Below are 14,259 nucleotides of genomic sequence, written 5' to 3'. Positions count from 1 at the left end.
TTTCCTTTTTGTTTTCTTTACTAGTTTCATTATTTTAATTTAATTCATTTTCTTTTAAATTATAAGATTTGAAATTAGAAGTTTTTCTTAAAAATCAATGTGATTATGTTTATAAATAAATTATTAATTTTCAATTAAATGAAAATTAAATTATTCTATTTTTGATTAAAGTGATATTATTAAAGTTATTGGCTAAGACAGTACTATAGTGATTGATATGAGAAACCCATTATTAAATCAGCCTAGAGTGGCTAAAGGTGATGTATTTTGAGCGCGAATACATCACCATAGAAAGCGTTCTATGGTAATCATAAACAAATAAAATAGGTTTATTACCATGAATAAGAAACATTGGTCAAAATACCAATTACTTCACGAAGTTGTGCAAAATCCCAATATTCATATCAAAGGAAAACACAGTTATTACAGTGATTGCTACGATAATGGCTTTGAAGACTCCGTTGTGCGTTATTTACAAGGGGATGCGCAAAGTCGAGATTGGCAACTGGCATGGGATGTGGACCAACTGTATATCGGCGATTATGTCTGCATTGGCAGTGAAGCGGTGATTTTGATGGGGGGAAATCATACTCATCGAATGGACTGGTTTTGCTTGTATCCTTTTCTTGAATATATTGAGGAAGCTTATATCGGGAAAGGGGATACCATCATTGGTGACGGTGTGTGGATTGGCATGCGGGCGTTTATTATGCCTGGCGTCAAAATCGGTGAGGGTGCCGTCATTGCAACTAACAGTGTGGTGGTTAAGGATGTTGAACCTTATTGTATTGTGGGGGGAAATCCTGCGAAGCCTGTTAAATACCGGTTTTCACCTGAAGTGATTGCCGAGCTATTGGCGCTGAAAATCTATGATTGGCCAGAAGCAAAATTCACCGCATTAAAGCGTGTTATTTGTGGTTCTGATTTTCAGGCGCTAAAACAAGCCAGTATCGAATACGACCAACAACGTTATTCGTAATTGTTATAAGGGGGTTCTGCGGAATCCCCTTTTTACTATTAGACAGTTAGCTTTCTTCCGTGCGAATAAATTCAACCAATGTAGGCTGTGCAATGCGTTGGTAATCTTGAGTATTTAAAATAATTGATCGCTCTAACGTCCCTGCATTGAATGCCAGTTCATCAAAACGTGCAAACAATAACGGATCGGCAATAAGCCGTAAATTGGGGTGAAAGCTAAACGGGGGGATCGCACCAAATACACACTGAGTCAGCTCATCCACTTCTTTTGGGCTTGCCAGTGATGCACGAGTTCCACCAATGGCGATGGCTATTTTGCTTAAATCGGCTTGCTTGTCCGCAGGTAAAATGGCTAGAACATGTTGCTTCACCCCATTTCCTTTTACATGACAGACTAAACCCTTAGCACCTTGCCCTAATTGCGTTCCACGAATTTTTGCCACTTCCTCGGATTTCCCCGCGGTGGAGTGTTCCATTACACGGTATTTGGCATGATTGTCATCTAATAGCTGAGTTAATTGCCTAAAAATTACGTTCTCTGACACCGTTTTTTCCCTTTAAAACCCGATCAATATCAGGGAATGATAACAAGTTCATTGGGAGATACAACCGCAAAACGTAAGAGCCAATAACGGGGTAAATTTGGGAAATAGTATAAATTGCATATCAGATGCGGTTTTTACCTGTTTTATCCATCCGTTCACGGATTTTATTATGGTATGTCCTGAAGTGTTTTTATTATCTAATAAATTCAATTAATTATAAATCACGATTACATGTTAGTAATGCGAATGTTTATTGTTAAGAATTGAGCTTGATCATTTACGCTCTGTTTTATTCTCGGTAATATAATTTTTTATATAACGAAAATAGATAACATGAAACGTAAAACCCACTTATATGTCATCACGTCATTGATCGCAGGGATCGCGCCATCCATCGTTGCTGCTCAAGTTTCCGAACAAATCAGCAAACCGAAACAAGATAAAATGCTCGTCACGGCAGCACCGACAGATGTCACCGCTGAAGCCCAAGCTGGCGCAGGTTTCTTTACTTCTCAAATTGACCTTGGGCCATTAGGCGATGTGGAATGGATTGATACCCCTTATTCCACCACCACAATCAGTCGTGAAATGATAGATAACCAGCAAGCGAAAAGTGTCAGCGAGCTGCTGAAATACGCCCCAAGCGCACAGATGCAAGCACGCGGTGGGATGGATGTCGGCCGTCCTCAAAGCCGTGGTATGCAAGGTAGTGTTGTTGCCAATAGCCGTTTGGATGGACTCTATATGGTGTCGACAACAGCATTCCCTGTGGAAATGCTCGACCGCTTAGATGTCATTAACAGTTTAACAGGAGCACTGTATGGCCCAGCGAGCCCAGCAGGGCAGTTTAACTTCACCGCCAAACGCCCTGAAGATATTCAACGTTTATCATTAGGTTACCAAAGCCGTAATGCTTACAGCGGGCACGTTGACCTTGGAGGGTATTTCGATACCGATAAACGCTTTGGTTACCGTTTGAATTTAATGGATGAAGAAGGGACGGGTAACTTAAAAGATAGCACCTTACGCCGCAAGCTAGCATCGGTTGCTTTTGATTGGAATATTCAACCAGGCACACAATTGCAACTGAACGCCAGTCACTACAATTTTGTGCAAAAAGGCTATGTTGGCAGCTTTAGTTATGGTCCTGACATTAAATTACCCAAAGCACCAAACCCACAAGATAAAAACTTAGCTCTGCATACCGCGGGGAATGATTTAACCACCGATACCTTTAGTACACGTTTAATTCATGATTTCAATGAAGACTGGAAATTGACAGCGGGTGTTGGCTTCCAACAAGCGGACAGGGCGATGCGCACAGTTTCAAGTCAAATTGTTGATAACCAAGGTGGGATAAAACGCTCATTGTCAGACTCCCCCGCATCAGGGCGTTTTCGCGTCCTGAGTAACTCAGCGGTACTTAATGGCCATGTGGACACGGGCTCAATTGGCCATGATTTATCATTCGCCACTAACGGCTATGTTTGGTCAATTTACAGTGCAAAAGATGGCAGCATTAAACGAGATTTAGGCTCAACCAATATGTTCAACCCTTCACCGATGGAAGAGCCATCTGATGGACGAATTCATACGGGGGGCTCTCGTTATAAAGCTAGCGAAAACCGCCAACAAAGTATCACGGTAGGTGACACCATGACCTTTGACTCGCAGTGGGCAGTGATGTTTTATTTGAGCCAAAGTTGGATTGAAAGCCAAAGCTTTGACAAACAACATCATAAAACTAGCCAAACTAATGATAACGGGCTAAGTCCACAGGCGGCGGTGATGTATAAAATTAGCCCACAAGTGATGACTTACGTGAGCTATGCGGATTCTCTGGAAGAGGGGGATACCGCGCCATTGAATCAAAACATTAAAAATGAAGGGCAAACGCTTGATGCCTATCGCAGTAAGCAATATGAAATTGGGATTAAAGCGGATGTGGCTGATTTAAACCTCGGCGCGGCACTGTTTCAGTTAGAGCGCCCATTTGCTTATGTCGATAATAATGATGTATTTCGCAAACAAGGGGAACAAGTCAACAGGGGGCTTGAACTCACGGCTACAGGCCATGTTTGGCAAGGGTTGAATGTTTATAGTGGTATTACTTTCTTAGACCCGAAATTGAAAGACACGAAAAAAATCGAAGCGCGTGATAAACGTGTTGTGGGGGTGCCTAAAGTTCAAGCGAATATGTTAGTGGAATATGCTCTGCCATCTATGCCTGAATTGGTGTATAGCGCCAATGTGCATTACACCGGTAAACGTGCCGCTAATGACACCAATACCAGTTGGGCGGGAAGTTACACGACGTTGGATCTTGGCACTCGCTACAGCACAAAAATCAATCAAACCCCAACAACGGTTCGTTTATCGGTGAATAACGTCACTGACGAGCGTTACTGGGCATCCATTTTCCCATCAGGGATCAATGGTGAAGGCCGTGGTGGGAGTGCCTTCTTAGGTGCAGGCCGTGAAGTTCGTGCAACGGTTACGTTTGATTTCTAATGATAAAAGTTTAGGAGCTCGCCGTTTTATATCAAGGTAAAGCGGCGTGATAAATATGAGAAAAACTATTTTTTTGCAATCGGTCATTTTACTATTTGGGCTGCTAATGGGCAGTGCAATACAGGCGAAGACAGATAACCCGCAATTACGCATCGCAACACCTTGGCCTGCACAAAATACCATTATTATGATGCTCGGTTATGGCGAGCAAATTGTCGGCACTTCGGTGATTGCGAAAAAAATTCCGTTGTTTCGCCAAATGCTGCCAAATATTGATGATGTCCCAGTGATCAGTATTAGCAACCAACTGAGCCCAGAACAGATCATTTCATTACGTACGGAATTACTGTTTGTCGCCAAAGGAATGGAGGTTCCACAGCGTGATTTATTAGAAAATGCAGGGGTAAAAGTGGTTGAATACCCCGCTAATTCTTTAAAATCGTTACAAGAAAGGGTACAGGCAACCGCAAAAGAGCTGGGCCCAGATGCACAAAGTAAAGCGATTGAATACCAACGTTATTTCGACCGTAATGTGGCATTGGTTAATGCACGGCTGGCGGACTTAACGGAAGCGGAAAAACGCACGGTTTACCACAGTATGGGGAGTACATTGTTTACCTCGGGGCGACCATCGTTAAATCAAGATTGGATGGATTTAGCTGGGGCAAAAAATGTGGCAGAAACATGGTTTGCAGATAAAAAAAATAACTCAGGTGAGGTATTACTGGAAACCATCATCGCAGCGAATCCAGATGTGATTGTGGCGATGAATAAGGAAGATGCCAAGATCATCAAATCATCTTCCCAATGGCAAGAGATGGACGCGGTTAAAAACCAGCAAGTGTATGTGAATCCAAAAGGCATGTTTTGGTGGTGTCGTGAAACGTCTGAAGAAGCGTTGCAGTTTTTATGGTTAGCTCAAACACTGTACCCAGAGCGTTTTGCGGATATCAATATGCAGCAAGAAACGGCGGATTTTTACCTGAAATTCTTTGGCATTTCACTGAGTGAGGTGCAAATCGATAATATTTTGCACCCATAAAATAACTCTGCCTGCTAAACAGGCAGTTTATCAACTACTGATGACGCTCTTTTAAGCGTTTGATAATCGTGCTTAAATCGAGGTCTTGGTCTTGCAGTAACACCATTAAATGGTACATCAAATCCGCAGCTTCGTTTGTCAATTCAGCACGGTCATTAACGGTTGCGGCCAGTGCGGTTTCAACGCCTTCCTCACCCACTTTTTGTGCGATACGTTTTGTGCCGCTGGCATACAGGCGGGCGGTATAAGAGCTCTCTGGCGATGCCGTTTTACGCTCTTTTAATAGCGTTTCCAGCTCAAACAAAAAGCCCCAGTCACTTTGTGCGGGTGCAAAACAGCTTTGTGTGCCGTTATGACATGTTGGGCCATCTGGCAGGGCGAGGGCTAATAAGGTGTCGCTATCGCAATCAGGGTAAATATCTAATAAATTCAAAAAATTATTGGAGGTTTCCCCTTTTGTCCACAAACGCTGTTTGGTTCTTGAATAAAAGGTCACTTTGCGGCTCTCTAAGGTGACTTGCAGTGCTTCAGGGTTCATGTACCCCAGCATCAGCACATCCCCTGAAACCGCGTGTTGTACGATAACTGGCATCAGATTATCGACTTTTTGCCATGCTAGTTGGCTACATTGTTCTGTGGTTAACATACTCTAATTTGAACTCCATTTTCGGCTAGGTATTGTTTTAATTCACCGATATTAATAATTTGTTTGTGAAAGACGGAAGCGGCTAAGGCACCATCAACACCAGCATCAGCAAAGGCATCAAGGAAGTGAGCTTTTTCACCTGCGCCCCCTGAAGCAATTAACGGCACTTGGCAAACCTCACGCACTTTTTTCAGTTGTACCAAATCATACCCTTGGCGTACACCATCTTGGTTCATCATATTTAAGACGATTTCGCCCGCGCCGCGTTGCTGGGCTTCTTTGACCCAATCCAAGGTTTTCCAGCGGGTTTGTGTGGTACGTTTTTCATCCCCTGTAAATTGGTAAACTTGATATTCATTGGTACTGTCATCAAACCAAGTATCAATGCCCACCACGATACACTGAACACCAAAGCGGTCGGCTAAACGGGTGATTAACGTTGGGTCAGACAGTGCGGGGGAGTTAATCGAAATTTTGTCTGCGCCAAAAGATAAAATCTGCGCTGCATCTTCCACACTCTTAATACCGCCTGCCACACAGAACGGAATATCAATCACTTCTGCAACTTTAGCAACCCAGCTTTTATCGACAACGCGGCCATCAGATGATGCAGTAATATCATAAAAAACCAGCTCATCGGCACCTTCTTGTGCATAGCGCTGCGCTAATGGCACGATGTCGCCGATAATTTCGTGGTTACGAAATTGCACACCTTTAACGACTTGTCCGTCGCGAACATCCAAACACGGAATTATGCGTTTTGCCAACATTCGATTGCCTCCGCAACGGTAAATTTACCTTCGAGTAATGCTCTGCCCACAATAACCCCAGCAGCACCAGACGCTGGAATAGCCGCGATATCCGCTAAATTGCCAATGCCACCAGAGGCTTGAAAGGCAATATCAGGGAATTTCTGGCTGATTTCTTGGTACAGATTGACGTTTGAGCCAGCCAGCGTGCCATCTTTTGAAATATCGGTACAAAGAACGTGTTTTAAGCCATAAGGGCGATAAATTTCAATAGCTTGCTCTAAGGTTAAATTAGAGTTTTCTTGCCAGCCGCTAATGGCGATTTCTTTCACACCTTCGGCATTGATCCGCACATCTAACGCCAACACAATTGCTTCACCGCCGTAGGTTTCAAACCAGGTTTTCACCAGTTCAGGCTTGGTGACAGCCGTTGAACCAATCACCACGCGAGTTGCACCCGCATCTAATAACGCTTTGACATCGTCTTCGGTACGAATACCACCGCCTACTTGTACTGGGACACTCACACCCGCTAACAGTTTTTTCAGTAGCGGAATTTGGCGTTTTTGTGGGTCTTTTGCCCCCGTTAAATCCACAAGATGTAGGAGTTTCGCGCCTTCTTTTTCATATTGTTGTAAACGCGGGAGTGGGTCAGTGCCGTAATCCGTTTGCTTGGCGTAATCCCCCTGATGTAACCGCACCACGGTGCCATCAATTAAATCTAATGCAGGAATGATCATGGTTCTTACATCTCCAAAAAGTTTTGAATCAAGCGAGCGCCAGCGGCACCTGAACGTTCAGGGTGAAATTGCACACCGAAAAAGTTGTCGCGATTTACTGCACTGCTAAATGGGTTGCCATATTGGGTTTGCGCGATGGTATTTTCTGAAATTGGCATCGAATAGCTGTGCACAAAATAGAAATAAGCATCATCAGCAATCCCTTTGAATAACGGGTTCCCCGCGAGGGCTTTCACTTGGTTCCAGCCGCTGTGGGGAACGGGTAAGCCATTGGCATCCATTTTGCGCACAGGACTATCAATCAGACCAAGTAACGGAATTTCCGTTTGACCTTCTTCGCTGATGCTGCCGAGTAATTGCATGCCCAAACAAATCCCTAAAACAGGTTGAGTTAATGCTCTGATTAAGGGCACTAATTCACGCTCTACGAGTTTTTCCATCGCTGCGCTTGCAGTACCTACACCGGGTAAAAACACCTTATCGGCTTGTAAGATAGTGTTGGTATCACGGCTAACCACAGGGTGGTAACCTAGGCGTTGCACCGCATAGGTTACCGACGCTAAATTTGCACAGCCAGTATCTAGGATGACAACGTTCATCAAAGAACCCCTTTTGAGCTTGGTAAAGTATCCCCTTCAACACGGATAGCTTGGCGCAATGTACGACCAAACACTTTAAATAAGCTTTCAGCTTTGTGGTGATCGTTTTTCCCTTTAGTTTTCAAGTGCAACGTACAACCCATAGCGTAAGATAACGAACTAAAGAAGTGCTCAATCATTTCGGTGCTTAAATCCCCCACGCGCTGGTATTTAAATTCGGCTTTATATTCAAGGTGAGGGCGCCCTGAAATATCTAGCGCACAGCGTGCTTGGCACTCATCCATCGGTAGTACAAAGCCAAAGCGTGCGATGCCGCGTTTGTCACCCAGCGCCACTTTCAATGCCTCGCCTAAAGCAAGGCCCGTGTCTTCGACGGTGTGGTGGTCATCGATAAATAAATCCCCTTTGACTTCAACATTTAAGCGGAAACCACCGTGGGTTGCGATTTGGTCTAGCATGTGGTCAAAGAAGCCAACACCAGTGTTAATTTTGCTGCCACCTTCTTGGTCTAACCAAACCTCCACCAGAATATTAGTTTCTTTGGTGACGCGCTCAACACGTGCATGGCGGTCGCGTTTGGTTAATTGGGCAGTGATGGTTTCCCAATCGAGGTCGGTCGCACTATAGCGTAACCCTTTGATCCCCATGTTTTTAGCTAGTTGAAGATCAGTTTCACGGTCGCCGATGACATAGCTATTGTCGCTGTCGAGCACATTGCTGTCTAAATAACGCTCAACTAATTGAAGTTTAGGTTTGCGACAAGCGCAGTTATCTTCGGGTTTGTGCGGGCAAATCAGGACTTCATCAAATTTTACACCTTGCGATTCAAAAACTTGCATCATCAAGTTGTGTGGTGGCTCAAAGTCTGCGGTTGGGAAGCTATCGGTACCTAAGCCATCTTGGTTGGTTATCATCACTAAACGGTAATTGGCTTTTTGCAGAGCAAGTAAACTTGGAATGACGGCCTTTTCAAAGGCAAGTTTACTTAAGCTATCCACTTGGAAATCAGTCGGTGGCTCGGTAATTAATGTTCCATCACGGTCGATAAATAAAATTTTCTGGCTCATGAGTCATTCCTAATTAGCAAAGTGCTTCAATAGCTTCAATAACACGGACATTTTCAATTTCTGTCCCGATAGTAATGCGCAGGCAATTTTCCAGTCCTGGCTGCTTGCTTTGGTCACGTAAGATAATGCCTTGATCCCACAGGGCTTTAAACACTTTATTGCCGTCAGTAAAGCGCACCAAAATATAATTGGTTTCGCTTGGGTAAACTTTTTCGACAACTGATAAATCACGCAGAGCTTCAGACAGGGCAACACGGTTTTCAGTTACGGTTGCTACACGGCTTTTCATGGTGGCGATGCCTTGTGCATCAAGGGCTTGCGCTGCAATCATCGCAACTGGGGTCGATAATGGGTAAGGGGCGATAACTTTTAATAATATCTCAATCACTTCAGCTGATGCTAACGTGAAACCACAGCGCAATCCTGCTAATGCAAAGGCTTTTGATAACGTTCTTAAAATAACCAAATTAGGGTATTTTGCTAACCAGCTTGCGACGCTGTACTGCGGACAAAACTCAATATAGGCTTCATCAACCACTACCAGCGCACGGCCTGCCGCCATCTCTAACACTTCCTGCAAATCTTTATTATCGATGATATTGCCGGTTGGGTTATTTGGGCTACAAATATAAATAAGTTTAGTATTTGTGAGGTTTTCGCGAATAGAAGCCACATTTAATGACCAATCTGGCAGAGCCATAATTCTTTTCTGCTCGACGCCAAAGGTTTCTGCACTGACGCTGTACATGCCGTATGTCGGAGGACAGAACATCACAGCATCTTTGCCGGGTTCGCAAAATGCGCGGATCAGCAATTCAATGGATTCATCCGCACCACGGCACACTAAAACTTGCTCAGGGGTAATGCCTGCGTAGGCCGCATAGTTATTGATTACAGCCACAGGTTGGCATTCAGGGTAACGGTTTAGGTTGCGCTCACTAAATTGGTAATCTGGTGCGATAGGATATTCGTTAGCGTTGAGCCAAACGTCCCCATTTCCCCCTAAACGGCGCGCAGACATATACGGGGTCATGGTTTTGACATTTTCACGCGCAAGGCTGGCAGCATTAAATTTTTGGCTCATGACTTACTCCTGATTTTGTTTTTTTAGTTCTGTGACACGTAAAGTCACCGCATTTTTGTGGGCAGTCAGTTGTTCCGCCTGCGCTAACGTTTCAATGGTGTTGGCTAAGCCTAATAAACCCTGTTTAGACAGTTTTTGCACGGTCATGCGCTTCATAAAATCTGCAAGGCCGAGGCTTGAATAGGTTGCTGTGTAACCATAGGTCGGTAAAACGTGGTTGGTGCCTGAAGCGTAATCCCCAGCAGACTCTGGTGACCAATCACCAACAAAAACAGACCCTGCACTGGTGATGTTCGCCACTAAATCATCGGCATCACGAGTTTGTAAAATCAAGTGTTCTGGCCCGTAACGGTTACTGATTTCCACACATTGTTTGATAGAGTCAGCAATAATGACGCGGCTGGCGTTTAGGGCTTCTCGCGCAATCGCAGCACGTGAAAGCTGGGCGAGCTGTTTTTCTGTTTCCGCTATCACGCGCTGGGCGAAGTTTTCATCATCGGTTAATAAAATGACTTGAGAATCTGGGCCATGCTCCGCTTGGGATAACAAATCAGAGGCGGTAAACGCTGGGTTCGCTTGGCTATCAGCAATCACTAACACTTCAGATGGGCCCGCTGGCATATCAATCGCTGCACCTTCGTGGCTTTGGCTGACTTGGCGTTTTGCTTCAGTCACATAAGCATTGCCTGGGCCAAAAATTTTATCGACTGCAGGGATGCTCTGTGTCCCAAAGGCCATCGCAGCAATCGCTTGCGCACCGCCGACTTGGAAAATCTCTGTGATGCCACACAGTTTTGCCGCATACAGAATTTCATCGGCAATAGGGGGTGGGGAACATAAAATAATTTTGCGGCAACCCGCGATATTAGCGGGTGTGCCTAACATCATGACCGTTGATAATAACGGCGCTGAGCCACCTGGAATATACAAACCAACTGCATCAATCGGGCGTGTGACTTGCTGGCAAACAACACCCGCTTGGGTTTCTACCGTTATGGGGGTGGGGATCTGCGCTTCGTGAAAACGGCGAATATTACTAATGGCCGTTTTCATTGCTGTTTTAATCTCATCACCGAGGCGTGCTTCAGCTTCATCAACTGCATTTGGTGCAACACGTACGGTATCAATTTCGGTTTTATCAAAACGGCGGCTTAAGGCTTGGAGGGCGTTATCGCCCTCTCGACGAACTTGATTGATAATCTCACTGACTGCGGTGCTAATGCTACCAGAGGCAGCAATAGCAGGGCGCATCAGTAATGCACTTTGTTGTTGTTCGTTGCAATCTGCCCAGCGAATTGGCTGGTTGAATCCCATTTCCATGATGACTTACTCCATCATTTTTTCGATTGGCAGAACAAGAATTGAACTTGCACCTAATGCTTTTAGTTTTTCCATGGTTTCCCAGAATAAGGTTTCTGAGCTGACCATGTGCATAGCAACGCGGCTGTGGTCACCTGCTAGCGGCAGAATAGTTGGACGCTCAGCCCCTGGCAGTAGCGCGATGATATCATCCAACGTTTCACTTGGTGCGTGCAGCATGATGTATTTAGATTCGCGAGCTTGGATAACGCCTTGAATACGGGTCATCATACGGTCAATAAGTTGTTGTTTGTCCGCAGACATTTCGCCATCACGTTGAATTAAACACGCTTTAGAGCGATAAATCACTTCCACTTCTTTCAGGCCATTAGCTTCTAAGGTTGCACCCGTAGAAACGAGGTCACAGATGGCATCGGCTAAGCCAGCACGAGGGGCGACTTCGACAGAACCATTCAGTAAGCAAGATTTAAACTGAATGCCTTTTTGGTCGAAGTAGCGTTTTAGCAAGTGTGGGTAAGAGGTGGCAACGCGTGAGCCATTTAAGCATTCTGCCCCTGTATAGTTAAAATCTAATGGTGCAGCTAAAGAGAGGCGGCACCCACCGAAATCCAAGCGGCGCAATGTTTTGTACTGAGGGTCTTCCCCTTGTGCGCGGCGATTTAATAACTCTTCTTCAAGGACGTTTTCACCGATAATGCCTAAGTCCACTACACCGTCCATAACCAGCCCTGGAATATCGTCATCACGCACACGAAGTAAATCAATAGGCATATTTTCTGCATAAGCAATCAAACGTTGTTGTTGTAAATTGATTTTGATCCCGCAGCGAGCCAATAACTCTCTTGATTCTTCGCTTAAACGACCTGACTTTTGAATAGCAATACGTAAACGTGATTTATCCAACATAACCTTACCCCATATTCCTTTAGTAACTTTTTGTTTTAATATAAAAAAACCCTCGGAAGATTATCTTCCGAGGGTTCTCTCATTTGCATTTCAGCCACCGGAAGATTCGTTGATCGTCTTCCAGCACACATCGCCCGAAAGACTAATCAGGATGATGGTGATGATGATGGTTGCGTGAAATACGATTCATAATGTCTTCCGTTCTCTTATTTAACTGAATGACTAAACATTCACTGTGCTAACTAAATACTCATTGGTATCCAACCTATCCGATTTCCCCCTATGAATGCAACCTTTTTTTAAAAAATAACCAATAATAATTCGTTGGGCAGGTTTTATAGTGATTAATCCCCCCGAAAATCCATTCGGAAGTTTTATGGTTTTCAGCTAATCTAAGAAAAAACTCAGTGCCTTAGCAGATTTGGAGTCGAAGCATGAAAAAAGTCACAATTATTGGATTGGGTTGGCTGGGGTTACCATTAGCACAGGCTTTACTTTCCAAAGGTATCCAAGTGGTGGGAACCAAAACAACGCCAGATGGTATTGAGGCCGCTCGAAGTGTGGGGATTGAGTGTTACTCATTAAAACTGACACCTGAGCTAGAATGTGACGCTGATGATTTAACGCAATTGATGGAAGGTAGTGATGCGCTAGCCATTTTGTTGCCACCCTCTAAAGTGAATGTGGAACATTATGTGTCAGCGATTGAAACGCTGGTAAATAGTGCGATTACCTTTAAGGTGCCCAAAGTAATTTTTACCTCTTCGACGGCGGTGTATGGTGAGCAAAATGGTGAAATGACGGAAGGTTCTCCGTTAGAAGGCGTAACGGCTTCCGCACAGGCGTTGATTGATACCGAAAACTGGTTACATCAATTGCCAAATATCTCGGTGGATATACTGCGTTTAGCGGGGTTAGTGGGGGAAAAACGTCATGTAGGGCGTTTTTTAGCTGGCAAAACAGGGGTTAAAGGTGCCATGCAGCCTGTGAATATGGTGCATCAAGATGATGTTATTGAAGCTATTCTTGCATTACTTAACCAATCAGAGGGCGGACATCTTTATAATTTGTGCGCACCTATTCACCCAACGCGACGAGCGTTTTATACCCAAGCGGCGAAATCATTGGGGCTCGTTCCTCCTGAATTTATTGACTCAGTGAATGAAGCGGAAGGAAAGTGGATTAACGGCAATCGAATTTGCCAAGAAATCGGGTTCGAATACCAATATCCAAACCCGAATAGCATGTTGATGACTATTTAATTGGGATCATCACAATTTTTTGGAACGCAGGGCGTGTGGTGAGCTGTTGGTACCAGCGCTCTAAGTTTTTAAACTCAGGGCGTTCGGTGACAATTTCGTGCCATGGGTAAAATAATGGCGCAATGGCAATATCGGCAATACCGAATTTATCACCGCTAAAATACGCCTGATGGGCTAAGGCATCATCAGCAATTTGCAGTAATTTGTTGATATTGGCATAAATGATTTTTGCTTGCTCTGGGTCTCTATCGGCTTCTGGGACACGGACGATTTTGTTCATCATCTGTTTAATGTGATCAAACAAATTCGCGTTGCTCCAATCCATCCATTTATCTGCTGCTGCTCTTTCTTGTACATCCTTAGCCAGTAATAAGTGAGAGTGATCAAACTTTTCCGTAAGGTAACGTAAAATTGCATTTGATTCCCACAGAGCAAAGTCATCATCCTGTAGAGTTGGGATTGTGCTGTTTGGATTCATTTTTTTGTATTCAGGTGTATCAAGCCCACCAAATGGGCCACCCACATCTTTTTGATTATAAGCCACATTTAATTCTTCTAAGCACCAAAGTACTTTTTTGACATTGGAAGAATTGGCACGTCCCCAGACAGTTAACATTGCAGTCTCCTAATTGATTTTTGTCATTAGCCATATCATTAACCATAGTTAAGATAGATTAAATTCGCTTTCAGGCAAATCTTTATTTCCTATAGGTGGTCTTAGTGGAAATAAAGCCTTATATTATGATGAGTTAGCAATTTTTATCACGGCGAAGGGTTCATCGTTTAGTGATGGTGAGTAAGAAGATAGTC

Annotated in this window: 14 protein-coding genes and 1 other annotated feature; of the genes, 4 read left to right on the top strand and 10 right to left on the bottom strand. The window is 44.2% G+C overall.

The genetic code is table 11. The features are described from left to right. Positions 1-337 precede the first annotated feature (337 nt). A complete protein-coding gene (locus tag ACE2AL_RS14535; protein WP_272538793.1) occupies positions 338-979 on the top strand; it encodes a CatB-related O-acetyltransferase in 642 nt (213 codons plus the stop codon). A 46-nt stretch (positions 980-1,025) separates the two neighbouring features. Here ACE2AL_RS14535 and ACE2AL_RS14530 read toward each other — a convergent pair whose 3' ends face one another. After that, a complete protein-coding gene (locus ACE2AL_RS14530; RefSeq protein ID WP_206085404.1) occupies positions 1,026-1,523 on the bottom strand; it encodes a YbaK/prolyl-tRNA synthetase associated domain-containing protein in 498 nt (165 codons plus the stop codon). Between the two features lie 333 nt (positions 1,524-1,856). Between ACE2AL_RS14530 and ACE2AL_RS14525 the strand changes: the two genes are divergently transcribed. Together ACE2AL_RS14525 and ACE2AL_RS14520 are read left to right on the top strand one after the other, a co-directional pair. Beyond that, positions 1,857-4,034, top strand: coding sequence for a TonB-dependent receptor (locus tag ACE2AL_RS14525; RefSeq protein WP_375083634.1), 2,178 nt, complete (start codon positions 1,857-1,859; stop codon positions 4,032-4,034). A 55-nt stretch (positions 4,035-4,089) separates the two neighbouring features. Further along, positions 4,090-5,076, top strand: coding sequence for an ABC transporter substrate-binding protein (locus ACE2AL_RS14520; RefSeq protein ID WP_272538792.1), 987 nt, complete (start codon positions 4,090-4,092; stop codon positions 5,074-5,076). Positions 5,077-5,110: 34 nt separating this feature from the next. On the opposite strand, the gene hisIE is transcribed toward ACE2AL_RS14520, so the two are convergent. Genes hisIE through hisG form a run of 8 tightly spaced genes read right to left on the bottom strand, consistent with a single transcriptional unit; the run spans position 5,111 to position 12,187 of the window. Then, positions 5,111-5,722: a bifunctional phosphoribosyl-AMP cyclohydrolase/phosphoribosyl-ATP diphosphatase HisIE gene (gene hisIE, locus ACE2AL_RS14515; RefSeq protein ID WP_206085407.1), complete on the bottom strand. Its 612-nt coding sequence runs from the start codon at positions 5,720-5,722 to the stop codon at positions 5,111-5,113. Next, complete coding sequence (gene hisF, locus ACE2AL_RS14510; RefSeq protein WP_206085408.1) at positions 5,716-6,492, bottom strand: imidazole glycerol phosphate synthase subunit HisF; 777 nt, start codon at positions 6,490-6,492, stop codon at positions 5,716-5,718. Before hisF ends, hisIE begins: the two co-directional genes overlap by 7 nt. Next, complete coding sequence (hisA, locus tag ACE2AL_RS14505) at positions 6,474-7,211, bottom strand: 1-(5-phosphoribosyl)-5-[(5-phosphoribosylamino)methylideneamino]imidazole-4-carboxamide isomerase (RefSeq protein WP_206085409.1); 738 nt, start codon at positions 7,209-7,211, stop codon at positions 6,474-6,476. The genes hisF and hisA overlap by 19 nt, the downstream gene beginning before the upstream one ends. A 5-nt stretch (positions 7,212-7,216) precedes the next feature. Further along, positions 7,217-7,810 (bottom strand): imidazole glycerol phosphate synthase subunit HisH, encoded by a 594-nt coding sequence (hisH, locus tag ACE2AL_RS14500; RefSeq protein ID WP_206085410.1) that lies wholly within the window; start codon positions 7,808-7,810, stop codon positions 7,217-7,219. Then, the gene (gene hisB / locus ACE2AL_RS14495) at positions 7,810-8,877 is read right to left on the bottom strand and encodes a bifunctional histidinol-phosphatase/imidazoleglycerol-phosphate dehydratase HisB (protein ID WP_206085411.1); all 1,068 of its coding nucleotides are present in this window, start codon (positions 8,875-8,877) and stop codon (positions 7,810-7,812) included. The genes hisH and hisB overlap by 1 nt, the downstream gene beginning before the upstream one ends. 13 nt (positions 8,878-8,890) lie before the next feature. Then, entirely contained in the window at positions 8,891-9,961 is a 1,071-nt protein-coding gene (gene hisC / locus ACE2AL_RS14490) for a histidinol-phosphate transaminase (RefSeq protein ID WP_375083633.1), read from the bottom strand. Between the two features lie 3 nt (positions 9,962-9,964). Beyond that, a complete protein-coding gene (gene hisD / locus ACE2AL_RS14485; protein WP_349422604.1) occupies positions 9,965-11,281 on the bottom strand; it encodes a histidinol dehydrogenase in 1,317 nt (438 codons plus the stop codon). A gap of 6 nt (positions 11,282-11,287) precedes the next feature. After that, complete coding sequence (gene hisG / locus ACE2AL_RS14480; RefSeq protein ID WP_206085414.1) at positions 11,288-12,187, bottom strand: ATP phosphoribosyltransferase; 900 nt, start codon at positions 12,185-12,187, stop codon at positions 11,288-11,290. A gap of 40 nt (positions 12,188-12,227) precedes the next feature. Beyond that, positions 12,228-12,354: a sequence feature (His leader region), on the bottom strand. A 267-nt stretch (positions 12,355-12,621) separates the two neighbouring features. Here hisG and ACE2AL_RS14475 point away from each other — a divergent pair. Continuing rightward, on the top strand, positions 12,622-13,449 hold the full coding sequence (locus ACE2AL_RS14475; protein WP_375083632.1) for an SDR family oxidoreductase: 828 nt from the start codon (positions 12,622-12,624) through the stop codon (positions 13,447-13,449). Here the strand turns inward: ACE2AL_RS14475 and ACE2AL_RS14470 are convergent. After that, positions 13,442-14,065, bottom strand: a complete 624-nt coding sequence (locus ACE2AL_RS14470) for a glutathione S-transferase family protein (RefSeq protein ID WP_349415416.1) — start codon at positions 14,063-14,065, stop codon at positions 13,442-13,444. The two genes, ACE2AL_RS14475 and ACE2AL_RS14470, sit on opposite strands and share 8 nt — an antisense overlap. Between the last annotated feature and the right edge of the window lie 194 nt (positions 14,066-14,259).

Source organism: Providencia xihuensis, assembly GCF_041953405.1.
GTDB classification, from domain to species: Bacteria; Pseudomonadota; Gammaproteobacteria; order Enterobacterales; family Enterobacteriaceae; genus Providencia; species Providencia vermicola.
Note: the sequence above shows the minus strand (reverse complement) of the source record. Positions and strands in the feature narration are given on the sequence as shown.